This window comes from Microbacterium sp. LWO13-1.2, from assembly GCF_038397725.1.
In the GTDB taxonomy this organism is placed as follows: Bacteria; Actinomycetota; Actinomycetes; order Actinomycetales; family Microbacteriaceae; genus Microbacterium.
Genome location: NZ_CP151634.1, coordinates 3,554,938 through 3,577,932 on the forward strand (window position 1 = coordinate 3,554,938; position 22,995 = coordinate 3,577,932).

A 22,995-nucleotide genomic window follows, 5' to 3' on the forward strand; every position below is an offset into this window, starting at 1 on the left:
CCGACGGAAGCCGAGGACACCCCGTGACCCCTGAGAACTTCACCGCCGACGACGCCGCGCTGCGTCAGGCCATGCACCGCGTGCGCACCGAAGTCGACAAAGCCGTCGTCGGACAGGCCGGCACCGTCACCGGACTGCTCGTCTCGCTGCTGGCCAGAGGGCACGTGCTCCTCGAGGGCGTGCCGGGGGTCGCGAAGACCCTCGTCGTGCGGTCATTCGCCCGGGCTCTGGGGCTGGACACCAAACGCGTCCAGTTCACCCCCGACCTGATGCCGGGCGATGTCACCGGATCGCTCGTGTACGACGCGCGCACCGGTGAGTTCGACTTCCGGGCGGGACCGGTGTTCACGCACATCATGCTCGCCGACGAGATCAACCGCACTCCACCGAAGACGCAGGCGGCGCTGCTGGAGGCGATGGAGGAGCGCCAGGTGTCGGCTGACGGCGTCAGCCGCCCCCTGCCGGACCCGTTCCTGGTCGCAGCGACACAGAACCCCATCGAGCACGAGGGCACGTACACGCTCCCGGAGGCCCAGCTGGACCGCTTCCTGATGAAGCTCGTCGTCGGCATGCCAGAGCGTGACGCCGAGGTGATGGTGCTCCGCCGCCACGCCGAGGGCTTCTCGCCGCGAGAGCTCACCGGCGTCGAGGCGGTCGTGAGCGCAGACGAGATCCGTGCGGCGCAGGAGGCCGCCGGTCGCGTCGAGGTCACCGATGATGTCCTCGGGTACGTCGTCGACCTCGCCCGCGCGACCCGTCAGTCCCCTTCCGTCGAACTCGGCGCCAGCCCTCGCGCCTCGACCGGGCTGCTCGCCGCGGCGAAGGCATGGGCGTGGCTGAACGCCTCATCCGCTGTCACCCCCGACCACGTGCAGACCATGCTGGTGCCCGTCTGGCGGCACCGTCTCTCGCTCCGCCCCGACGCGCAGATGGAAGGCGTGTCGGCGGATGCCGTGCTCACCTCGGTCGTGCAGCAGACCAGGGTGCCGATCTAGGTGTTCGTCACCGGCCGCCTCGCCGTCGCCCTCGCCATCGGCGTGGTTCCGCTCGTCGCCTTCGGGATGGCGGGCTATCCGCCGTACGCGCTGCTGGGCGCGTGGGTCGGGCTGTGCGCGCTGCTGGTCGTCCTCGACGTCGCCCTGGCAGCCAGCCCGCACGCCGTCGCAGTGAGCCGACGGGTGCCTGCGCGTTCGCGTCTCGGCGAGCAGGTGCCGGTGAGCATCGCTGTGCACAATCAGGGCAGCCGCACCCTGCACGCACTGATCCGGGATGCCTGGCAGCCCACGGCCGGTGCAGGGTCGGAGCGTTCGCGCCTGGTCGTCCCCCCTGGCGAACGGCGGCGTGTCGCGATCCCGTTGCTCCCTCGGCGTCGTGGCGAGCTGGTCAGCGAGTTCGTGATGATCCGCTCTCGCGGGCCGCTCGGACTGGCAGGACGTCAGGCGCGCCACCGAGTGCGCGGTGCGATCCGCGTGCTCCCCGCCTTCTCCTCCCGCAAGCACCTGCCGTCGCGCCTCGCTCGGCTGCGCGAACTCGACGGCAACACCAGCATCCAGGTACGCGGTCAGGGCACCGAGTTCGATTCGTTGCGCGAGTACGTGCGCGGCGACGACGTGCGCTCGATCGACTGGCGGGCGACGGCGCGCGCCGGCACCACGATGTTGCGGACCTGGCGCCCGGAGCGCGATCGGCACGTCGTGATCATCATCGACACCGGTCGTACGGCAGCAGCGCGCGTCGGCGACGGGACCAGGGTCGACGCCTCGCTCGAGGCGGCGCTCCTCCTCGCCGCGCTCGCCTCGCGTGCCGGTGATCATGTGCATCTACTCCTGTACGACCGCGTCGTGCGCGGCCGAGTGACCGGCGTCGACGGCGCAGGGCTCCTGCCCGCGATGACGGATGCGATGGCCCCCGTGCACGCTCGACTGGTAGACACCGACTGGCATGGCGCCTTCGCCGCCGTGCGCACTCTCACGACCCGCCCCTCGCTGATCGTCGTCCTGACCGCCCAGGACGCGGCGGAGTCGGCGCGCGGGTTCCTCGGCGCGTTCCCCGACGCGTCGCGGGCGACGACCGTGCTGGTCGGGTCGGTCACGGACGACGATGTCGCATCCCTTGCCCAGCAGCGTGGCTCCCGCGAGGAGATCTACCTCGCGGCAGCCGCCGAACGCACGCTCCGAGACGCGGAGAACGTCGCGGATGCCATCCGGCGCGCAGGCGGCGAAGCGATCGCCGCCGACCCCGAAGATCTTCCGCCCCGGATCGCGGACCGCTACCTCGAACTGAAGGCCGCAGGCCGGTTGTGAATCCCAAGGAGAGAACGAATATGAGCGACATCAGCACGGATACGCCTTCCAGAACAGCCAAGCTCACCGCTGAGGCCTTCGGCACCTTCCTCCTCGTCCTCGGTGTGATCAGCACGGCATTGTTCGCAGCCGGTTTCGGAGAGGGCACGGATGCGCACAACAAAGGCGTCGGGTTCCTCGGCGTCGCCCTCGCTGTGGGCCTCACCGTCATCGCGGGCGCGTACGCCTTCGGCCCGATCTCGGGTGGGCATTTCAATCCGGCTGTCACCGTCGGCGTCGCCGCAGCCGGCCGGATGCCGTGGCGCGATGTTCCCGGCTACGTGATCGCTCAGGTCATCGGCGGTCTCGTCGCGACGACGCTCATCTTCCTGGTCGGGCTGTTCGGACCGGAGGGCTGGCTGGAAGCACAGCGCAACGCCGGATTCGCGAGCAACGGATTCGATGCGGCCTCCCCCGGCGGTTTCGGCATCGGAGCCGCCATCGTCGTCGAGGTGCTGTTCACTGCCGTGTTCCTCATCGTGATCCTCGGCGTGACGCATCCGACGCGCGGCACCGCCTTCGGCGGCCTCGTCATCGGTCTCACGCTGACACTGATCCATCTGGCGATCATCCCGATCGACAACGCCTCGGTGAACCCCGCGCGCTCGATCGCGACGGCGGTCTATGGGAACACCGACGCTCTCGCCCAACTGTGGGTGTTCCTGGTGTTCCCCGTGATCGGCGCGCTCATCGCGGGCTTCGCGTACAAGGCTCTGTTCGACTCCGAAGAGGAGTCGGAGCCAGTCGCCTGAGCCGTCAGCCGGCGACGAGGCGCGGCGTTCCTGCTTCGTACTCGACGAGATCGCCGGTCTCGCCGCGGCGGTGCGCCCGGCCGCCGACGACGAGCATGTAGATGAGGAAGACGGCGAGCGCGGCCGCACCGATCCCGATCTTGACCGGCCAGGGCAGCGCCCATCCGGTGACGAAGCCCTCCACGAGACCGGCGAGGAACAGGGCGAAGATCAACCCGATCGCGACCGTCGCCAACGCGCGTCCCTGCTCGGCGAGCGCCTCACCGCGAGTACGGTGCCCCGGCGCGACCCAGGCCCAGAAGACGTGCAGTCCCGCGGCCGCCGCGACGAAGATGCAGGTCAGCTCCAGCATCCCGTGCGGCAGGATGTACAGCACCATCACGTCGACGCGATCATGCACAGCCATCACCGCACCGGCGACGCCCAGGCCCATCGCGTTCTGGACGATCATGTACACCGGCCAGAGACCGGTGACACCGAACAGCACGCACTGCGCAGCGATCCACGCGTTGTTCGTCCACACCATGCCGGCGAAGACCGCCGCCGGATTCTCCGTGTAGTACCCGGTGAAGCTCTCGTCCGCGTACTGCTGGAGCAGATCAGGCGGGCCGAGGGTCGCGACGAGCTCGGGGTCGCTGGCGATCCAGGCCGCGGTTCCGACCGCGATCGCGACGAAGACGAGGGCGATCACGAGCGTCGTCCAACGCAGCCGATACAGCGCCGCGGGAAGCTGCTGGGTGAAGAACCGTGCGATCTGAGTGAGAACGTTGTCGGAGGCTCCGGTCAGCCGAAGCCGCGCACGGACCAGGATCGTGGACAGGTAGGCGCCCTGTGGCGTTTCACCGACCGACGTCTTCAGTTCCGCGAGATCCGCGGAGGCCGCCCGATAGCGCACGATGAGCTCGTCGACGCCTGCGCCGTCGAGCCGGGCGTGACTGAGGTGCTCCAACCGCTCCCATTCGGGGCGGCGTGCATCACTGAGCGCATCGGCATCCACCTGATTTACTGTACTCATGTCTGCCTCGATCGACGCCTCCGACGAAGTCCTCTCCGGCGAGGCCGTCGCGATCGATGTGCAGCCGGTCGGCTTCCTGCTGCGCGCGCTCGGCGCGATCATCGACATGCTGCTCGGATTCGCGCTGTTCATCCTGTGGATCTTCCTGCGGATCTGGCTCCTCGACGTCGGCATTCTCGATGAGGCGACCGACCGGATCTCGATGGTCGTCGCGATCGTGGTCAGCTTCGTCGTCGTGCCGATCGCGATGGAGGTGGCGCTGAAGGGCCGCAGTCTCGGCAAGCTCGCCGTCGGCGGCCGGATCGTACGCGTCGACGGCGGCGCCGCCGGCTTCCGGCACGCGTTCATCCGTGCACTGCTGGGAGTTCTCGAGATCTACATGACCCTCGGCGGCATCGCCGTGCTGGCCGGCGCGTTCAACGGGCGCTCGCAACGCCTCGGCGACATGGTCGCTGGAACATACAGCCAGCGCGTCAGGACACCGAAGCTCGTTCCGCATGCGCCGTTGCTTCCGCCTTCCCTCACCGGCTGGGCGCAGGTCGCCGACGTCGCGCGCCTCCCCGACCGGTTGGCCAGGCGCATCTCGCAGTTCCTGCAGACGGCACCGCGGATGGCACCCGGTGCCAGGGTCCGGGTGGCGCAGGAGTTGCTCGCCGAGGCCGCGCCCTTCGTCTCCCCCATGCCCCCTGTCTCGCCGGAAGAGGTGCTCATGGGCATCACGGTGCTGCGTCGCGAGCGCGAACGCCGCGCACTGCAGAACGCCGACCGGCGCGCTGAGAAGCTCACCGGACGCCATATCGGCGTCTGACCGACCGCCGTGGTCGCGTCGCTCAGTACCGGTAGTGGTCCAGCTTGTACGGACCGTCGACCGGCACACCGATGTAGGCCGCCTGCGCGTCGGTGAGTCGCGTCAGCCGCACGCCGAGCGCGTCGAGGTGGAGGTGCGCGACTTTCTCATCGAGCGCCTTCGGCAGCGTGTAGACGCCCGTCGGGTACGCGTCGATGTTCGTGTACAGCTCGAGCTGCGCGAGCACCTGGTTGGTGAACGACGCGCTCATGACGAACGACGGGTGCCCGGTGGCGTTGCCGAGGTTCATCAGGCGGCCCTCGCTGAGGACCAGGACGCTGCGTCCGTTCGGCAGCCGCCACTCGTGCACCTGCGGCTTGATCTCGACCTTCTCGGCGCCCTCGAGCGTCTCAAGGCCCGCCATGTCGATCTCGTTGTCGAAGTGGCCGACGTTCGCGACGATCGCGAGGTGCTTCAGCGCGAGCAGGTGCTCGGTGGTGACCACGTCGCGGTTGCCGGTGCCGGTCACGACGATGTCGACGACGTCAGCGACATCGAGAAGCCGCGCCACCTGGAAGCCGTCCATGGCCGCCTGCAGCGCGCAGATCGGATCGACCTCGCTGACGATGACGCGCGCACCCTGCCCTCGTAGCGCCTCGGCCGCGCCCTTGCCGACGTCGCCGTACCCGCAGACGAAGGCGACCTTGCCGCCGATCAACACGTCGGTGGCGCGATTCAGGCCGTCCGGCAGGGAGTGCCTGATCCCGTACTTGTTGTCGAACTTGCTCTTGGTGACGGAGTCGTTGACATTGATCGCGGGGAAGAGCAGGTCGCTCGACGCCGCGAGCTCGTAGAGCCGGTGCACCCCGGTCGTGGTCTCCTCGGTGACGCCGATGAGATCGGCCGCGATCCGTGTCCAGCGCGTCGGGTCGGCTGCGAGCGAGCGTCGGAGCAGGTCGAGGATGACCGTGTACTCGTGCGGATCGGATGCCGCGGCATCCGGAACAACGCCCGCCTTCTCGAAGGCGACGCCGCGGTGCACGAGCAGCGTCGCGTCTCCTCCGTCATCGAGGATGAGGTTCGGCCCCACCTGACCGGACGACGACCAGTCGAAGATGCGGTCGGTGCACGCCCAGTACTCCTCGAGCGACTCGCCCTTCCATGCGAACACGGGGACGCCGGCGGGAGCATCCGCCGTGCCCGTCGGACCGACGACGACCGCCGCGGCCGCCTCGTCCTGGGTCGAGAAGATGTTGCAGCTCGCCCAGCGCACCTCGGCGCCGAGCGCGGTGAGCGTCTCGATCAGGACTGCGGTCTGCACGGTCATGTGCAGGGACCCGGCGATCCGCGCGCCCTTCAGCGGCTGCGCGTCACCGAACTCCTCCCGCAGCGCCATGAGTCCAGGCATCTCGTTCTCTGCGAGACGGAGCTGGTGCCGCCCCGCTCCAGCGAGAGACAGGTCGGCCACACGATACTCGAGCTCAGACATGGCCCCATCTTCTCAGAAGCGGATCGCGTCGATCATCTTCCCGTGCAGGGCGACGGCTGCCGCGATGCGGCCGGCTGACGAAAAACGCTCAGGCGCGGAGCGCCTCGTGCCGGACGATGAGCCAGCCCGCCGGCACGGAGACCCGATCGGCGTGCGGAGAGCACAGGTCGTGCGCATGAGGGTGATTGGCGGCGCCCAGCGGCCCGAGCGCGGCCATCTTGTCGCCGTATTCATACGTGATCGTCGCTACGGCCTCACGCGCGCACGCGACCTTCGAGCAGAGTCGTCCGTCCATCTCTGCCAGAGTACGGGCGGCGGACGGCGGCGAGCGGATGCCGCGCCGCGGCCCAGGCGGAACGCCTAGACTTTCGTCATGCAACGTCGACGCACAGCCCGCGCCTCCGCCGCTCCCCGGCGCGGCGCACGGCACGGTCGTCACGGGCGGCTCGGCCGCAGCGAGGTCGTCCGGCCGCCGCTCGCTCCCCTGGAAGGGCGGATCGACCGGTTCGATCTGACCGTCGGCACCGCCGTGGAGTTCCTCCGCGGCACCTGGCCCGAGTTGCAGGAAGTGCGCTTCGAGATCGGCGCGATGCCGACCCAGGAGGCGACCGACGAAGTGCCGCGCTGGCACCTCGATCGTGACGCGCGCCGGATCGTGCTGTTCCGCCTGCCGATCGAGCGCCTGCTCCCCCCGGGGCACGACGACTCCGCCCACCGTCGCATGGCCATCGAGAGTGCCGTGTTCCGAGCCGCCGCCGAGTACGTCGGGCGCGAACCCTGGGACCTCGGACACGATCACTGACGCATCAGCGCTTCACGGGTCAGGGATAGACCGTGATGCTCTGCTCTGCTCCAGCACCCGGCCACACCGGCCAGGCGGCGAGCGCACCGGTCGCTGTCATCGTCACCGCGAGGTGCACCGGCCCTGACGGCCGTACCGTGTAGACGGAGCGTGCGTCGACCGGCACAGCGATCGAACCCCCGGCCGGCACGAGGATCGTCTGAGGATCCCCGCCCTCCGCTGTTTCGATGGCGACCGTCGACTCGGCATCCGCGTTGCCGGTGATCAGCAGCTGCGGGTTCGGCCCAGACGGCACGGCCACGAGCACCTCGGCGTCGATCTCCGGCGCGGGAGTGACCCATGCGAAGTCAGCACCGCGTCCCTGACCGTCCTGCTGCCGAACAGCGGCGAGGACGGGTGAGTCCGCATCGACCTCGACGGTGTACGAGCCCGCTCCGAGATCTCCGAGAGACACCTGCGCCGGCACATCGGCGGTGAGCGGGACGAGGAACTCCGTCGCGACCGCGGAGGACTCCCCCACCGGACGCACCGTGACCTGCGCCTGCGCATCGGCATCCGGCGCAAGTATCCGCAGCACTGCCATCTCCGAGTCGTCGCCGTCGACCGGGAAGACCTGGACACCGGGAATCACGGGATGCAGCTGTGGGCCGGCGACGGCATCCTGCAGGTCGATGCCGGCCGGGTCCAGCGTGCGGGTGAGCGAGGACTGCATCATCGCGCGAACCGGGGAGCCGGTCGATGACATGTGGATCACCGGCGCCTGGTTCCCTGAGGCGATCGATGCGAGGGGCAGTGCGACCTGCGTCGCCGGCGGAACGATCACGTTGGACGAGCTCCGCTTGTCACCGAAGACCGTGAGCGTGACCGTCGCCGCCACGTCGCCGGGGTTGGTGAGAGTCACGATGTCCTCGGTACCGGTGGCGACGCTGCCTCCGATCAGCCACGATTCGGTGAGGGCCTCGCGGCAGGGCGCCGCGGCCAGACCGGAGAGGTCGGTCTCGGCGAGTGTCACGGACTCGGCCGCGCCGATCAGTGGCGCGCTGCGCCCTTCGACGACGCCCGTGAGTTTGTGGAGCTCGCCCGCCTGGTCGAGTTCCGGCATCGCCAGAGGTGTGGATTCCGGCACACCGGCCGAGCCGTCGACGGTGAGCCGCGGCGTTCCTGCCGAGTCCATCTTCAGCGGGTCGCTGGGAACGCGGCCGATGGCGCGGAAGTCACCGCTGCACACCAGCACGGCATCGCCGGGAAGAGGCGTCACATCGGCCTGCGCCGGGGTGCTCTCGATGGTCGGCCAGGGAGCAGCGACGGCCACCACCACTCCGACGACGCATGCTGCGGCGACCAGCGTTCCGGTGAGCACGCGGGCGCTGGTCGTCACGACACGGAAAGCCCGGGTCCCGCTCATCGCTTCTCCTCGGTGGTGGTCGACTCCGGATCCGGCGACTCCGGGCTCGGCTCCGAGTCCTCGGCGTTGGAGCCCTCGGTCTGGGAGTTCTTGGTCTCGGGGTCCGGCTCCTGCTCGAGTGTCTCCTCGCGCGTCGGCGGATCGGACACGTCGACAGGTGCAGCGACCGAAGGCGCGGACGCCGCATCCTCCGCGTGCCTCGGCAGCACGAGCCGCTCGTCGGGCGCACGTCCGACGATGCGCGACTGACCGCGCGCTGCCCGCCGTGACGCTCGCGTCGGAATCGAGAGCAGGAGTGCCGCGAACACGACGATCAGCTGCAGCGTGATGACGAGCCGCGCCGTGGCGGTCTGGGCGCCGGTGAGTCCCTCGCGAGCGGTGGCGTCGGCTTCCAACCGCCAGAGCACGCCGCGATCCGTCGACCCCGCCTGCACGAAGCCGGCACGCTGATCGAGCGACGTCACCGCCGTCGTACGGAATGCCCTCGCCTTGTCGTCTTCATCACCGGGTATCTGGGCCAGCAGCACGTAACTGATGCCGAGCTCCGCGAGTTCTGCGGGGGCGTCGAAGTCACGGGCGGAAAGCAGATCGACCGACAGCGCGGTGATGTCGGCCCCCTGGATCTCGGTCGCCGTGGAGAGCATCGTGGTCTGCGCACCGAGCGTCTCGCTTCCGCCCCAGGCGACTTCGACGGCGAGCCCCCCGTCGTTCTGCGGCGTGAGCACGAGCGTTCCGACCTCTCGATCATCACCGGCCTGAGCGGCGACGTACGCCGGCAGAGTCGATGCGGGGCCGTTCGTGAGTTCGGAGCGTTCGGCGTGCACGGCCGTGAGCGCCGGCAGCGCACAGATCAGGAGCGCGAGACCGGCGACCGAGGTGGCCAACAGACGCAGACGCGGCATCGTGATCGCGGTGTCGAGGGTGACCAGCGCCGCACCGACGAGACCGATCCAGCCGAGACTCAGCCCGGCCCCCGGCCAGATCGGCACCGGCGTCCCCTGCACGAAGCTCACCTGAATGCCGACAGCGAGGAAAGCGGTGGCGAGGCCGGTCAGGGTCACCACCAGAAGCGTGATGCCGGCACGCCAGCGCGGTGAGATCGCCGAGACGAGTGCGAGCAGGGCCAGCGGCGCACACAGAAGTGGTGCCCACACGGCGATGGGTGCTGCGATCGGCACGTCGAAGACGACGAACTTCATCCAGCCCGCGAGATCGGTCGTCGGGAACCCCGTGGCGAGCGCCAGCCGACCAACGGCATCCGCTGAGGCGTGCGGTCCGCCCCAGATCAGCCCAGGATCGCCGAGAAGCGCCCAGAGGCTGCCGTGCTGCAGGTGCCAGATGACGAGCGGCACGAACAGCGCGGCTGCCGGAGCCGGCAGCCACAGCAGCCGCAGCGCTCCCCGGATGCGGGCCGTGCTGAGCACGAAGCCAAGTGCGATCATCCAGAGCAGCACCAGCGCCGGTGCCAGCGACGGCGCGCACGCGAGGACGGCGGCGAACAGGACGGATGCCGCACCGGCAGCACCCCACGAGCGATGCGCGACCACAGCGGCGTGGAACAGCCACGGCAGCAGCAGGTGCACGAGCACCGCCGCGGGGCGACCATCGGAGAGGGCAGTGAGGAAGGTGGGCGCGAGCGCCCACGCGACGCCGGCGAAGATGCGGAGCCCGGCGCGGTCTGTGACGCGCGTCGCCGCGAACCAGCCACCGAGCACCGCAAGCGGCAGCGCGAGCACCCACAACAGCACGAGCGCGAATGACGGAGCTCCCGGCCAGAGCGACCCGAGCACCGCCAGCACGGCGGCGAACGGGTCGGCGGGGCCGACGACGTCGATGCCGAGGCCACGCAGACCCCACGATGCGTCGCGCCAGAGCGCTCCGATCGTCTGACGCAGCGGAAGCAGAGCGCCGCCGCCGAGCACCGGCCACGCGAGCAACGGCGTGAAGACGCCGATGCTCACGGCGAGCGCGGCGAGGACCGACCAGGCGCCGCCGCCGGAGAAGAAGTGCAGTTCGCTGACGGCGCCGCTCTCGCTGCCGTTGCCGTCGTCCAATCGACGGCGCAACTGCGCTCCCGTGACCCGCAGCGGTGCGATGGTCGCCCAGGAGGACGTGCGGAACGAGCGGATGCGGCCCCGGGAACGCGCAACGGCGCCGAACCGGGCCATCGCGGTGAGGGCGGCGCCCCACTCCGGGAACACCGCCTCTGGGCGCTTTCCGATCAAGTGGGTGATCGAGCGCCAGAGCGCGAGGGGAAGCAGCGCGAGCCAGTGCAACGGCAGCGCCGGCGCCGGCGCATAGGCGAGCCGGCGGTGCAGTTGCGCGAGCCTGGTGACATATGCGCGGCGGGAGCGGCTTCGCGGGAGCGCGGCGGGGCCGTCCGGTTGCACGGAGATGCGGGCGGTCGGCGCGAGAACGACACGTCCGCCGCCGAGGCGAGCTCGCACACCGAGGTCGAGTCCCTCGTCAGCACCGGCCAGGGCGCGGTCGGGACGGAGGGCATCGCGCACCTCCGAGCGGATCAGGAGTCCGCGGATATCGGCGCCGAGGGCATCGTCCCCCCGATCGTGCTGCCCTTGGTCGAGTTCGCCGGCGGCCAGCTCGACGGATCGTCCGAGCGCGGTCATGCTGACGCCGAGGGACACGATCTCGCGCTCGTTGTCGGTGTGCACCAGCTTGGGAGCGACGATCGCCGCGGATGGCGAGCGCTCCAGGGTTCCGGTCAGCCGCTCCAATGCGAGCGGGTGGGGCGCGGTGTCATGGGCGAGGAGCCAGACGGCGCTGCCCTCGGTGACGCGCGGGCGGGCGAGCTCGACGGCCTCGGCGAACGAGGTGTGCCCTCGCGCCTCGATGATGCCCTCGACGGTGCTCGCGACCGTCTCGCTCTCACGGGCGGTGGCGGCATCGCCGCACACGACCAGTGTGATCGCGGCGGCCGGAGTGCTCTGCGAACGCAGCGCATCCAGCGTTCGGAGGAGTTGCGCACGGGCTGTGGGGCCGGGGCGCGCGACGATGATGGCATGAACTCGGGCTGGCATGGCGAGGTCAGCCTATGCGGCTGCCGCGGCTCTCAGGAGCAGTGGACGCGGCGCGCCCGCGAAGCCGGCACCCGAGGTCTCTGCGTCTGCGTGCGAATCTGTCAGCTGGCGCGGCGCTTGAGCTTGCGGCGCTCGCGCTCGGACAGCCCGCCCCAGATTCCGAAGCGCTCGTCATTGTTCAGCGCGTATTCGAGGCATTCGCCGCGAACGTCGCAGGTGGTGCAGATGCGCTTCGCATCGCGCGTCGACCCGCCCTTCTCCGGGAAGAAGGCCTCCGGGTCGGTCTGCGAGCAGAGGGCATCGGTCTGCCAGGCGAGAGCATTGTCGTCGTCGGCATCGGTTCGACGAACCCCAGGTACTCCGAGGTTGATCGGATCGACAAACCAGTTCTCCGGTACGTCGGAACGGTATCCCGTCATCTCGATCTCCAACCCTGTTTCCGCCCCCCGGCGGGCCGTGCAATACCTAATTACACCCGTGTCATTCGCATCGGTCAAGTCGCGGATCGTAAAGCCTCAAGCGACTCTTGAAGGTTCTTGAGCTCTCATCGGCGTGTCGCGGGTCTCGGGGAAGGCCTCAGCGCCCCGGAGTCGCGACGAATGCCTCGCCGGTACCGGTGAGCTGCAGCGAGCCTTCATCGGCCGAGGCGAACACAGCCGCACCGATCGGGACCGGATGCTCCACGGCATCCACGCCCGTGACGACGACGTCGCCGGCGGTGCTGAGGACCATGGCCGGGCCCGCCACGTCGATGGTGAGCGGCGGCCCGGTCAGCGTGACACGACGCAGGGCGAAGTCCGCGATCGGAACCGGATACGACGTGATGGCTCCTTCAGAATCGGGGCGGAGCACCGGGACCGCGTCGGTCGTGGTGTCCAGGATCGACAGGAGCTCGGGGACGTCGATGTGCTTGGGCGTGAGTCCGCCGCGCAGCACATTGTCGCTCGCCGCCATGATCTCCACGCCGAGCCCGCCGAGGTACGCGTGCAGGAGACCTGCACGCAGGAAGATCCCCTCGCCGCGGCACAGGACCACGTGGTTCATTAGCAGCGCGACGACCACGCCTGGATCACCCGGGAAGGCATCCGCGACACCGACCACGGCGCGCAGCACCGGCTCCCACTCCCCCGCGCCCGCATGCGCGGCAGTGCGGGTCGCGGCGATGATCTCGTCGACCTCGCCCTGTGTCGCGTCCGCGAGGAGCCAACCGATGGCGCCTCGCAGGACATCGCCGGTTCCGTCGAGGCGAGCGCGCAGCGAGGCGACACCCCGGGCGTCGCCGAGAGCGTCCAGCATCCGCAAGGTTTCAGCGACCGAGCGCAGCCCGCTGAGCGCCTCGAAGCGCTCACTGAGCGCCACGATGAGCTCGGGCTTGTGGTTGTCGTCGCGATAGTTGCGATGCGGATCATCCGGAGCAAGGCCTGCCTCACGCGCCCAGCCGTCCCGCGCCTGCTCGATCGTGGGGTGCACCTGGATCGACAGCGGCCCGCCGGCCGCGAGGAGCTTGAGCAGGTAGGGCAGTGTGCCGCCGGTGACCGCATCCAGAGTGCCGCCACCTGCCACATCCGCGGGGTCCCCTGGGTGATCGCCGAACCAGACCTCCGCCTCCGGTGCGCCGGACGGAGCGCGGCCCTCCAGGCCGGCCAGTAGCGTCGGCGACCCCCAGGAGTAGTCACGCGGAACGTTGGTGAGGCTCAGCAGCATGGCACCCAGCGTAGAGCCACCGCCCGCACAGTCCGGCGCTGTAGCCTGAACGCGATGGCGCAGTACACGAAGCACCCGGTGGCGGCCCTGCCCGCCCCACCGGAACGCGAGTCGACGGGGCACCTGATGCTGCGCGCGTATGCGGTCGCCGTGCTGTTCGTGACGTTCGCGCACTCCGCCGTGTACAACCTCCTGGGCGAGGCCGGTGCAGGCATCGTCCTGATCGTCTTCACCCTCGCGACACCGGCGATCGGCGTCCCGATGCTCGCGCGCAACCGCCCTCAGCCGTTCGCCTGGCGCCGCTTGCCCTGGGCCGCCCTCGGCTACACCGCGCTGGCGCTGATCTCCGTCGCCTGGTCGCAGTGGCGTGGGTCGACACTGCTCACCTGGATGCTGCTGGCCGCGGTCACCGTGAACGCCCTCTTCATCGCGCATGCGCTCACGTGGCACGAGATCGTGCGGGCGTTGGCCTCGGCCTTCAAGTGGATCCTCGGCCTCTCGCTCCTGCTCGAGCTCTGGGTGTCCCTCGTCGTGCACGGGCCGATCCTGCCGAACTTCTTCGAGCGTCCGGACGGCGAGATCAACGCGCACTGGTATTGGGTGCGCGGAAACCTCTTCGACGGCGACCGCGTTCAGGGCATCGTCGGCAACTCGAACCTGCTCGCGATCATCAGCCTGTTCGCGCTCCTCACCTTCGGCATCCTGTTCGCGGCCCGTGCGCGACGGCGCACGATGCTCGCGCTGTGGACGCTGCTGGCCGCGTTCTTCCTGTTCCGCGCCGGCTCGGCGACCGCCTACGCCTGTGCCGCCGCGGCCGCCGTCGTACTCGTCGTCGCCCTTCTCATGCGCCGCACGAAGACGCCGGGCGGTCGCACCCGTCTCTACGTCGTGTTCATCGGCGGAGCAGTCGTGGCGGCCCTCGCCGTCTGGCTGCTGCAGAAGCCGCTGCTCGCGCTCCTCGGCCGCAGCGCCGACCTCACGGGACGCTCCGACAAGATCTGGGCGAAGGTCCTCGAGCGGGCTGCGGAGCATCCGATCTTCGGAAACGGATTCTCCAGCCCGTGGGTGCCCTTCGACCCCGCGTTCGCCGGATGGATCGAAGACCACGGGATCACGGTCTTCCACGCTCACAACATGTGGCTCGATGTCCTGATGCAGCTCGGCGTCGTCGGCGTCGTCCTCGTCGCCCTGGCCTATCTGAGCCTCTTGTGGCGATCGTGGTTCTTCGCGATCGACCGCCCCCGATGGGACTTGCAGGCCGACCGCTCGTACTCCGCGCTCACTCTCCTGCCGAGCCTGTTCACCGTGGTGCTGCTGGTCCAGGGATACGCGGAGTCGACGCCGATCATGCTGTGGGGGTGGATGCTGCTCGTGCTGCTCTCCTTCAAGATCAAGTCCGTACCGCTGGTCGGCGTCGGACTCAGCGAGCGCCAGCGCGTCACCGATCACGGCGAGCGCCGGCGGCGGGTTCCGTGACGACGCCGCGGCTGCGTCTCGGGCGCCTGCTCGGTTCGGCGGAGATGGCACGGGCGTTCACCCTCGCCGCCCTCACCGCGATCTTCGGCTCGTTCGCCATCCAGCGGATGTCGTCGTCGGTCACGCTCGCCGCGATCGTGACCGTCCTCTGCGTTGTGGGCGCGGGCATCCTCTTCGTACGCCGAGAAGAACTGTCGCTGCTGCGGATCGCGCCGTCCTCGCTGCTCGCGTTCATGGGCTGGGCGCTGGTCAGCATCTTCTGGACCACCGACCGGACCGACACGTTCTTCGCCTGGTTGTCGCTTCTCGGTTTCGCCTTCCTCGCGATCACGATCGGACACATCCGCGACACCCTGCAGACGGTGCGGGCGATCGGCGATGCGCTGCGCGTCCTGCTGGGCATCTCCCTGGGGCTGGAGATCCTCTCCGGAATCCTCCTCGACGTGCCGTTCACCTTCCTCGGCATCCAGGGGCAGCTCGCCGCGGGCGGGCCAGTGCAGGGCATCTTCGGAACCCGCAACATGCTGGGATTCGTGGCCGTGATCGCCCTGATCACGTTCGTCATCGAATGGCGCACCCGGTCGGTGACCGCAGCGACCTCGGTGGCGTCTGTCGGATTGGCCGGCTTCCTCGCACTCCTCTCGTCCTCCCCCACCGTGCTGGTCCTCGCCGTGGCCGTGGGCATCGCCTCGGTGGCCCTGATGATCGTCCGGCACGCTCCCGCCGAGCGGCGCAACCTCGTGCAGTGGGCGCTCGGCGCGGTGGTGGCGCTGGGACTGACCTTCGCGTTCGTGCTCCGTCACCAGATCATCGCGATGATGGACGCCGGATCCGACTTCTCCGTGCGCGCGACGCTGTGGAACACGATCCTCGACTTCACCGCTGTGAAGCCCCTGCAGGGCTGGGGGTGGTTCGGCCCCTGGCAGCGCGGCGAGTACCCGTTCACCTACATCAACTTCCAACTCGATGAGCGGCACGAGACGGCGCTGAACGCATACTTCGACGCCCTCCTGCAACTGGGCGCGGCAGGACTCGCGCTGTTCCTGCTCCTGGGTGGAGTCGCGCTCATCCGGTCCTGGCTGGTGGCCAGCGTCCGTCGTCCGGTCGTCTACGCCTGGACCCCCCTCGTGCTGGTCACGCTCGGGGTCGATTCGATGTTCGAGAGCTTCACACTCGCAGGAACCGGTTGGTTCATGCTGGTGCTGTGCGCGCTCCGAGCAGGGCAGTCCCGGTCCTGGCGCGAGCAGATCGACGCAGTGCACACCGGCGTCATCCCGATCCTGCGTCCGGAGCGGTAGACCGGCCCCCGGGCGCGCTCCCGGCTGATCCTGAGCCAGGGCCCGGGTAGGCTGGTCTCAGCTCGCGGCTCCCTGCGGGTGCTCAGCTTCCGGAGATCCCACCTCGTGACACACGCCCCCTTCGACCCGGCATCCGCGACGATCGTCATCGTCACCTTCAACCGATCGCACCTGCTCACCGGCCTCCTCACGAGCATCACCGCGATGGAACCGAAGCCCGGCCACGTCGTGATCATCGACAACGCCTCGTCTGATGACACGACCGAGGTCGTCGAGTCCTTCCGTGAGGGCATCGGTACCGAGATCGTCTACCGCAGGCTGGAGACGAACACCGGCGGATCCGGTGGCTTCAGCGAGGGCATGCGCACCGCCTACGAGCTCGGATCCGAATGGATCTGGATGATGGACGACGACGTCGAGGTGCTCCCCGACGGCCTTGCCAGGATGGGCAAGTGGACCCCGCGCTTCAAGAGCATCCAGGGGCGCCGCTACGACTACGACGGCAGCGAGTTCTACTGGCAGTACCGCATCGCCGAGCGCATGGGCATCCCGATCCCGTTCGCACCTTCGGGCTTCGACGAATCCGGGTTCAAAGAGATGAACAGCGGATGCTTCGAGGGCATGTTCATCCATCGCTCGATCGTCACGCAGATCGGCCTGCCCGACCCTCGCTTCTTCATCTACTGGGATGACCAGATGTACGGCTGGCTCGCTTCCCGGAAGACGACCGCGGTGATCGTGGACGAGTTCGTCCTGCGCCGCACCCGTGAGATCAAGCAGTGGGACATGGGCGTCCGCCACATGAACGCGTCCAGCAACGCCTACCGCTTCTACATCATGCGCAATCGGGCATTCATCAAGAACTACTACCGGGTGCATGGCGCGTACAACCCGCTGCTCTTCGCACTGGGCACGTCGATGACCTTCGCGAAGGAGCTCATCCGCCTGGTCTTCGTGGAGCGCACGGTGCGCGGCACGAGCAACCTCTTCCGCGGGCTCCGAGAGGGCGGCAAGCTCGGTCGAGACCGTTCCTGGAAGCCCATGCCGCCTCTGGAGGCGTGACGATGAGCGAACAGCAGCCGGAACTGCGGTGGGCACCGATCCCCCCGAAGCCGAAGAACCGCGGACGGGTCTGGCTGATCATCGCGCTCTCGGTCCTCGCCCTGGTGATCGTCGGCGCCCTGCTGTTCTTCCTGCTCCCCCGCGGCTCCGCGACGCCCGGTGCCACGGCGTCGCCCACCGCCTCGGCGACCGCGACACCCACTCCGACGTCGACTCCGACGTCTGAGCCTTCACCGGAGCCGGTCGTGACTCCGCCGCCGGTCGCGGACCCCGATCTCGACACCTTCCGAGACCAGGTGAGCCCCTGGCTGGGTACGGCGATGACGGGTCTCGATTTCTTGTCGGATCCCGAGGAGTCCGATCCGCTGAGCGTGCTCGACACACTGCAGGGTGATGCGCAGCGACTCTCCGAGGTGGCAGCCCCGTCGTCGATCCAGGCGACATGGTACGACAGCGTCTCCGCCTACGCGCAGCGCCTGGAAGACGTGCGCGCTGCTGTCGACGCGGGCTCCGAGAGGGCGAGCGCGGTAGACGCCGCGCGAGCCGCGGCCGAGCACCTGCGGAGCCTCGTCGGGCTCTGAGTTCGGCGAACTTACAGCGAGTAGTCGGCGTTGTAGCGATCGAGGACTTCGCGGATCGGTGCGTCCAGCACGAGACCGCCCTTGTCGAGATAGAGCCCACGCGTGCAGAAGCGTCGGAGGTCGCGCTCGTTGTGGCTGACGAAGAACAACGTGCGCCCCTCCGCGAGCAGTTCGTCGATGCGCTTGTAGCACTTCTCTCGGAACGCCTTGTCGCCGACGGCGAGCACCTCGTCGACGAGCAGGATCGGCTCATCGAGCTGAGAGACCACGGAGAAGGCCAAGCGCACCTTCATGCCGTTGGAGAGGTGCTTGTAGGGCGTGTCCTCGAATCCGGCGAGCTCGGCGAACGCGATGATGCCGTCATAACGGCGCGAGACCTCGTCGCGGGACATCCCGTGCAGCCCGGCAGTGAGCCGCACGTTCTCCCGTACGGTGAGGTCGCCGACGAACCCTCCGGTGATCTCGATCAGCGGGGCGACACCACCGTTGACGACGACGGAGCCCTCGTCCGGAAGGAGGACGCGGGCGACCAGACGAAGCAGCGTGGACTTGCCCTGCCCGTTGCGTCCGACGACACCGATCGACTCGCCCGGCTGTACCGTGAACGAGACGTCCCGGAGCGCCCAGAACTCTCCTGGACGGGAACGCCGCGAGGCTCCGGAGAACAGATCCTTGAAGCTGCGCCGACCGCGGCGGTTCCGGCGGAAGCGGACGCCCAGCCCCTGGACTTCGATCGCGGCCGCCATCACAGCTCCTTCAGCACGGGTCGTTCCAGACGCCCGAAGGTCCACATGCCCAGCACGAGGATGCCCAGGCTCATCACGGCACTGATCAGCACCGGGATCGTCTGCCACTGGTCGGGGAAGAATCCGACGCGGTAGAGGATGAAGATCCCCGAGAGCGGATTGAACGCCCCGATGGTGTCGAACGGCGCCGGTAGATCGGAGAAGCTGTAGATCACCGGCGATGCGTAGAAGAGCGCACGGAGGATGAGCGCGGTGGTGCGCTCCAGGTCGGTGTAGAGCACGCAGAGCGGTGCCACGAGCAGACCCAGGCCGACGAGCAGCACGACCTGCAGCAGGACGGCGACCGGGAACCAGAGCAGTCCCCAGTTGACCGTGGCCCCGTTGAAGACGGCGAAGAGCACGAGAACGGGGAGCGAGAAGAGGAACTCGATCCCCTTGCTCAGTGCGATCCTGTTCACCCAGATCGAGCGCGGGATCGCCGTGGACCGCACGAGCCGCGCGTCCTTGCGGAACGCACGGGTGAAGTCCGACACGGACGTGTTGAACCACACCCAGGGCAGGAGGGCGACGATGAGGAAGACGATGTACGGCTCTTCCCCCACACTGCGGTGGAAGATCTGCGTGAAGACGAACCAGTAGATCAGGCTCATCACCAGAGGATCCAGCACCGACCAGAGGTATCCGAGGAAGCTCGTGGCGTAGCGCACGCGCAGGTCTCGCGCCGACAGGATCCACAGAGAATGCAGGTATCGCCGGGGCGTCCCCGGCGCCCCGACAGCTGCGTGACTCACAATGCCGAGTCTACGAGAGAGTGTTGTTCCACATCGACAGCGCCGAGCCGATGGCCATGTGCATGTCGAGGTACTGGTAGGTGCCGAGACGCCCGCCGAAATGAACGCCCTGCTCCCCCTTGGCGAGCTCACGGTACGCAAGGAGTCCGTCCCGGTCGGCCTGGGTGTTGACCGGGTAGTACGGTTCGTCTTCGCGCTCGGCGAAACGGGAGAACTCCCGCATGATGACGGTCTTGTCCGAGGTGTACACGTCCTTGCGCTCGGGGTGGAAATGCTTGAACTCATGGATGCGCGTGTACGGCACGTCCATGTCGGGGTAGTTCATGACGGTGGTGCCCTGGAAGTCGCCGACGTTGAGCACCTCCTGCTCGAAGTCGAGCGTGCGCCAGCTGAGGGCGCCCTCCGCATAGTCGAAGTACCGGTCGACGGGGCCGGTGTAGACCACCGGGACCTGTCCGACGGTCGCGCGCTTGTTCAGCGGCTGCGATTCGTCGAAGTAGTCGACGTTCAGCTTCACCTCGATGTTCGGGTGATCTGCCATCCGCTCCAGCCACGCGGTGTAGCCGTCGGTCGGCAGACCCTCCCACGTGTCGTTGAAGTAGCGGTTGTCGTAGTTGTAGCGCACCGGAAGTCTGCTGATGATGTCGCCGGACAGCTTCTGCGGGTCGGTCTGCCACTGCTTCGCCGTGTAGTCGCGGAAGAACGCCTCGAACAGCGGGCGACCGACGAGTGCGATGCCCTTCTCCTCGAAGTTCCTCGCCGTCTTCGCATCGAATTCCCCCGCCTGCTCCTTGATGAGCGCGCGGGCCTCATCGGGCGTGTACGCCGACTGGAAGAACTGGTTGATCGTGCCGAGGTTCACCGGCATCGGAAAGACGACGCCCTTGTGCGTCGTGTACACCCGGTGCACGTAGTTCGTGAAGGTCGTGAAGCGGTTCACGTACTCCCACACCGTCTCGTTCGACGTGTGGAACAGGTGCGCCCCATAGCGATGCACTTCGATGCCCGTCTCGGGCTCGTTCTCGCTGTAGGCATTGCCGCCGATGTGGTGGCGGCGATCGATGACGGTGACTTTGCGACCTGCCTCAGCAGCGCGCTCAGCGATGGTGAGGCCGAAGAAGCCCGACCCGACGACGAGGAGATCCATCCTTAGTCCTTCCTGACGCCGATCGGCGCGACACATCAATCCTCCATCTTAGACTTCGACGTCGATCTGACTCCCCAGGCCGACCCGATATGATCTACGCACCATGTCTTCACCTGCCGAACGCGCCCTCATCATCGTCCCGGCATGGAACGAGTCTCAGAACGTCGGAAACACCGTCGGCGAGATCCTCGCCGCCGATCCCGACTACGACGTGCTCGTCATCGACGACGGTTCCAGTGACGACACGGCAGCGCAGGCCACGCGCGCCGGGGCTCGCGTCGTGATCCTTCCGTTCAACATGGGAGTCGGCGGCGCGATGCGCACCGGCTTCACGTACGCGCAGAGGCACGGGTACCGCAGGGCGATCCAGGTCGACGCGGACGGTCAGCACAATCCCGCAGACATCGCCGCGGTTCTCACGGGACTCGATGTCGCCGATATCTCGATCGGCGCTCGATTCGCTGAAGTGGGCGACTATCAGGCACGCGGCCCACGCCGCTGGGCGATGAAGATGCTCGCCGGCGTGATCTCCAGGGTCGGCGGCGTGCGCCTGACCGACGTGACGTCCGGATTCCGGGCGGCGAATCACCGCGCCATCGATCAGTACGTCCGTTACTACCCCGCCGAATATCTGGGTGACACCATCGACTCCCTCGTCGGCGCGATCCACGCGGGCCTGACCGTCACGCAGATCCCGGTCGCCATGCGCCCTCGGGTGCATGGAAAGCCCAGCCATGATCCATTCAGCGCCGCGAGATACCTGATGCGAGCGGTCTTCGCGCTCTCGCTGGCCCTCATGCGCGGGCGCCACACCAAGGAAGCGTCGTCATGATCATCATTCTGGGCATCGCCTTCGCGGTCACCGTGCTCGCCGTCATCTTCGTACTCCTGCTGCGGCGCCAGCTCCGGGAGAAGTACGCGATCATGTGGCTCGTCATCGGCCTGACGATGCTGGTCCTCGCCGTCTTCCCTGGGCTCCTCATCGGACTCTCGAACGTTCTCGGCGTCGAGGTCCCGTCGAACCTCATCTTCGCGCTCGCGCTTGTTCTGCTGGTCGGCGTCACGCTCCACCTCTCCTGGGAACTGTCGCAGGCGGAGGACGAGGTCCGACGGGTCGCCGAAGAAGTCGCGCTGCTGCGTGCCGACGTCGAGGAACTTCAGGCGCCTGCGTCGCGGCTGCACAATGAGCAGTGAACATCGCGGCGGCGATTCGAGCGACGACATGACTCCGGCGACTGGCACCGATCCCGCCGAGTCGATCGCCGTCCCCACCCGTAGCGGGCTCGGCGGTCATCTTCAGACGCACGCCAAGCCGCTGATCATCGTCGCGTTCGCCAGCGGGCTCGGCATCATCGCCTCGTTCGCGTTCCATCTCGTGAGCGCACGGTACCTCTCCCCCGACGACTTCGGACTCCTCGCCGCGTTCTTCGTGATCGTCAACGTGGCTGCGATCGGAAGCGGCTCGCTGCAGACAGCCGTCGCGGTGCAGACCGCCGCGGCGGTGTCGATCGCGTCGCCTTCGCCACAGCGCCTGCGCGACCGTCTTCCGACCGAGGCCATCGTTCTCGGTCTCGCCGGCGGCGGGGCGGTCGCCGCCATCTCTCCCTGGTTGGCGGGTGCACTCGGAACGACGCCCGCCGTCGTCATCGCCGCGGCGGTCACGATTCCCTTCAGCTTCGTCTTCGCCGACGCCGTGGGACTCCTGCAAGGGTCAGGTCGCGTCAATCATGCCGTGCAATGGTCCACGATCTCGCAGATCGCGCGCGTCGTGTTCGCGGTCATCGTGGTCGCCACGGCGACCGGCCTGGGCGGGATGATCGGGGCGGTCCTCGCTGCCCTCGTGTTCACCGTCGCCGGAACACTCTGGACCGCGAGAGGCGTGGCGCGCCCGACGCGTGGCGTCTTCAGCGTGGCCGGGCTGACGATCATGGTGCTCTCGATCGCCTTCGCCTGGCTGACGAACTCGGATACGATCTTTCTCCGCGCAGGAGCGGAGGCGCACCTGGCCGGAACGTACGCCTCCGCAGCGATTCTGGTGAAGACCGGATTCCTCATTCCGACGACGCTGTCGCTCTACCTCCTCCCCCGATTCGTGCGCAATCGAGACAACGACAAGCTGGCCCGCCTCGGCGTGGTCGTCACCCTCGCGCTGACACTCGTCACCGGCGTTGCGATGATCGGAATCTTCGCGCTCCTGGGCGACTGGATGATCATCTTCCTCTACGGCGAGGACTACCGTCAGGCGGCGAACTTCCTGGTTCCCGCGTCGATCGCCTACCTGCCCTGGATCGCAGCCCAGGGGATGATGATCAGAATGACGAGTACGGCTTCCCCTGCGGCGGCAGCGCTCCTTCTCTGCGCGGTCGCCGCCCAGTGGATCACGTTCACCGCAACGATTCCGGACGTCTCAGCGATGCTGACGGCCTTCGGCCTGATCGGAGCAGCCGTGCTCGTGGGGTTCATCCTGCTGGACATCGTCGGGACGCGTCGCGCCAAGCGACTGCGGCTCTCCTCCGCGGCGGAATGACGTCGCGACCTCAGCGGGCCGACTGACGCCGCA

At 68.3% G+C, this 22,995-nt stretch carries 22 protein-coding genes; 12 read left to right on the top strand and 10 right to left on the bottom strand.

The features are described 5' to 3' along the window. Positions 1–71: 71 nt before the first annotated feature. Genes MRBLWO13_RS17085 through MRBLWO13_RS17095 form a run of 3 tightly spaced genes read left to right on the top strand, consistent with a single transcriptional unit; the run spans position 72 to position 3,094 of the window. Positions 72–995 carry a MoxR family ATPase gene (locus MRBLWO13_RS17085; protein WP_341978462.1) on the top strand — a complete coding sequence of 308 codons (924 nt, stop codon included), beginning with the start codon at positions 72–74 and terminating at the stop codon, positions 993–995. Continuing rightward, positions 996–2,303 (top strand): DUF58 domain-containing protein, encoded by a 1,308-nt coding sequence (locus MRBLWO13_RS17090; protein WP_341975287.1) that lies wholly within the window; start codon positions 996–998, stop codon positions 2,301–2,303. It begins immediately after the preceding gene. A 20-nt stretch (positions 2,304–2,323) separates the two neighbouring features. After that, positions 2,324–3,094, top strand: a complete 771-nt coding sequence (locus MRBLWO13_RS17095) for an aquaporin (protein ID WP_341975288.1) — start codon at positions 2,324–2,326, stop codon at positions 3,092–3,094. 4 nt (positions 3,095–3,098) lie between these two features. On the opposite strand, the gene MRBLWO13_RS17100 is transcribed toward MRBLWO13_RS17095, so the two are convergent. Then, positions 3,099–4,091 (bottom strand): stage II sporulation protein M, encoded by a 993-nt coding sequence (locus tag MRBLWO13_RS17100; RefSeq protein WP_341978464.1) that lies wholly within the window; start codon positions 4,089–4,091, stop codon positions 3,099–3,101. A 16-nt stretch (positions 4,092–4,107) separates the two neighbouring features. Here MRBLWO13_RS17100 and MRBLWO13_RS17105 point away from each other — a divergent pair, with 16 nt between their 5' ends. Continuing rightward, on the top strand, positions 4,108–4,917 hold the full coding sequence (locus tag MRBLWO13_RS17105) for an RDD family protein (protein ID WP_341975289.1): 810 nt from the start codon (positions 4,108–4,110) through the stop codon (positions 4,915–4,917). Positions 4,918–4,939: 22 nt separating this feature from the next. Here the strand turns inward: MRBLWO13_RS17105 and ahcY are convergent, their stop codons facing one another. Both ahcY and MRBLWO13_RS17115 read right to left on the bottom strand, forming a co-directional pair. Further along, a complete protein-coding gene (gene ahcY / locus MRBLWO13_RS17110; RefSeq protein ID WP_341975290.1) occupies positions 4,940–6,385 on the bottom strand; it encodes an adenosylhomocysteinase in 1,446 nt (481 codons plus the stop codon). Positions 6,386–6,473: 88 nt separating this feature from the next. Continuing rightward, positions 6,474–6,680 (bottom strand): DUF3499 family protein, encoded by a 207-nt coding sequence (locus tag MRBLWO13_RS17115; protein WP_341975291.1) that lies wholly within the window; start codon positions 6,678–6,680, stop codon positions 6,474–6,476. Positions 6,681–6,758: 78 nt separating this feature from the next. On the opposite strand from MRBLWO13_RS17115, the gene MRBLWO13_RS17120 reads away from it, so the two are divergent. Next, a complete protein-coding gene (locus MRBLWO13_RS17120) occupies positions 6,759–7,187 on the top strand; it encodes a hypothetical protein (RefSeq protein ID WP_341975292.1) in 429 nt (142 codons plus the stop codon). Positions 7,188–7,206: 19 nt separating this feature from the next. Here MRBLWO13_RS17120 and MRBLWO13_RS17125 read toward each other — a convergent pair whose 3' ends face one another. From MRBLWO13_RS17125 to manA, 4 genes are all read right to left on the bottom strand, one after another. Beyond that, the gene (locus MRBLWO13_RS17125; protein WP_341975293.1) at positions 7,207–8,592 is read right to left on the bottom strand and encodes a DUF5719 family protein; all 1,386 of its coding nucleotides are present in this window, start codon (positions 8,590–8,592) and stop codon (positions 7,207–7,209) included. Then, positions 8,589–11,630 carry a glycosyltransferase gene (locus tag MRBLWO13_RS17130; RefSeq protein ID WP_341975294.1) on the bottom strand — a complete coding sequence of 1,014 codons (3,042 nt, stop codon included), beginning with the start codon at positions 11,628–11,630 and terminating at the stop codon, positions 8,589–8,591. Before MRBLWO13_RS17130 ends, MRBLWO13_RS17125 begins: the two co-directional genes overlap by 4 nt. Before the next feature lie 101 nt (positions 11,631–11,731). Continuing rightward, positions 11,732–12,049, bottom strand: coding sequence for a WhiB family transcriptional regulator (locus MRBLWO13_RS17135; protein WP_341978466.1), 318 nt, complete (start codon positions 12,047–12,049; stop codon positions 11,732–11,734). Positions 12,050–12,206: 157 nt separating this feature from the next. Next, positions 12,207–13,334, bottom strand: a complete 1,128-nt coding sequence (manA, locus tag MRBLWO13_RS17140) for a mannose-6-phosphate isomerase, class I (RefSeq protein WP_341975295.1) — start codon at positions 13,332–13,334, stop codon at positions 12,207–12,209. A 54-nt stretch (positions 13,335–13,388) separates the two neighbouring features. Here manA and MRBLWO13_RS17145 point away from each other — a divergent pair, with 54 nt between their 5' ends. The 4 genes from MRBLWO13_RS17145 to MRBLWO13_RS17160 all read left to right on the top strand — a co-directional run bounded on the left by MRBLWO13_RS17145 (position 13,389) and on the right by MRBLWO13_RS17160 (position 17,751). After that, positions 13,389–14,810 (top strand): O-antigen ligase family protein, encoded by a 1,422-nt coding sequence (locus MRBLWO13_RS17145; RefSeq protein ID WP_341975296.1) that lies wholly within the window; start codon positions 13,389–13,391, stop codon positions 14,808–14,810. Beyond that, a complete protein-coding gene (locus tag MRBLWO13_RS17150; protein WP_341975297.1) occupies positions 14,807–16,108 on the top strand; it encodes an O-antigen ligase family protein in 1,302 nt (433 codons plus the stop codon). The genes MRBLWO13_RS17145 and MRBLWO13_RS17150 overlap by 4 nt, the downstream gene beginning before the upstream one ends. Positions 16,109–16,213: 105 nt before the next feature. Next, complete coding sequence (locus MRBLWO13_RS17155) at positions 16,214–17,170, top strand: glycosyltransferase family 2 protein (RefSeq protein WP_341975298.1); 957 nt, start codon at positions 16,214–16,216, stop codon at positions 17,168–17,170. 2 nt (positions 17,171–17,172) lie between these two features. Then, positions 17,173–17,751, top strand: a complete 579-nt coding sequence (locus tag MRBLWO13_RS17160) for a hypothetical protein (RefSeq protein ID WP_341975299.1) — start codon at positions 17,173–17,175, stop codon at positions 17,749–17,751. Positions 17,752–17,762: 11 nt separating this feature from the next. On the opposite strand, the gene MRBLWO13_RS17165 is transcribed toward MRBLWO13_RS17160, so the two are convergent. From MRBLWO13_RS17165 to glf, 3 genes are read right to left on the bottom strand one after another with little or no spacing between them, the layout of a single operon-like run. Beyond that, complete coding sequence (locus MRBLWO13_RS17165) at positions 17,763–18,497, bottom strand: ABC transporter ATP-binding protein (RefSeq protein WP_341975300.1); 735 nt, start codon at positions 18,495–18,497, stop codon at positions 17,763–17,765. Next, entirely contained in the window at positions 18,497–19,288 is a 792-nt protein-coding gene (locus MRBLWO13_RS17170; protein ID WP_341975301.1) for an ABC transporter permease, read from the bottom strand. Before MRBLWO13_RS17170 ends, MRBLWO13_RS17165 begins: the two co-directional genes overlap by 1 nt. 10 nt (positions 19,289–19,298) lie before the next feature. After that, positions 19,299–20,435 (bottom strand): UDP-galactopyranose mutase, encoded by a 1,137-nt coding sequence (glf, locus tag MRBLWO13_RS17175; RefSeq protein ID WP_341975302.1) that lies wholly within the window; start codon positions 20,433–20,435, stop codon positions 19,299–19,301. A 103-nt stretch (positions 20,436–20,538) separates the two neighbouring features. On the opposite strand from glf, the gene MRBLWO13_RS17180 reads away from it, so the two are divergent. From MRBLWO13_RS17180 to MRBLWO13_RS17190, 3 genes are read left to right on the top strand one after another with little or no spacing between them, the layout of a single operon-like run. After that, a complete protein-coding gene (locus tag MRBLWO13_RS17180) occupies positions 20,539–21,267 on the top strand; it encodes a glycosyltransferase family 2 protein (protein WP_341975303.1) in 729 nt (242 codons plus the stop codon). After that, on the top strand, positions 21,264–21,629 hold the full coding sequence (locus MRBLWO13_RS17185; RefSeq protein ID WP_341975304.1) for a DUF2304 domain-containing protein: 366 nt from the start codon (positions 21,264–21,266) through the stop codon (positions 21,627–21,629). The genes MRBLWO13_RS17180 and MRBLWO13_RS17185 overlap by 4 nt, the downstream gene beginning before the upstream one ends. Continuing rightward, the gene (locus MRBLWO13_RS17190) at positions 21,619–22,962 is read left to right on the top strand and encodes an oligosaccharide flippase family protein (protein WP_341975305.1); all 1,344 of its coding nucleotides are present in this window, start codon (positions 21,619–21,621) and stop codon (positions 22,960–22,962) included. Before MRBLWO13_RS17185 ends, MRBLWO13_RS17190 begins: the two co-directional genes overlap by 11 nt. The last annotated feature ends 33 nt before the right edge of the window (positions 22,963–22,995 follow it).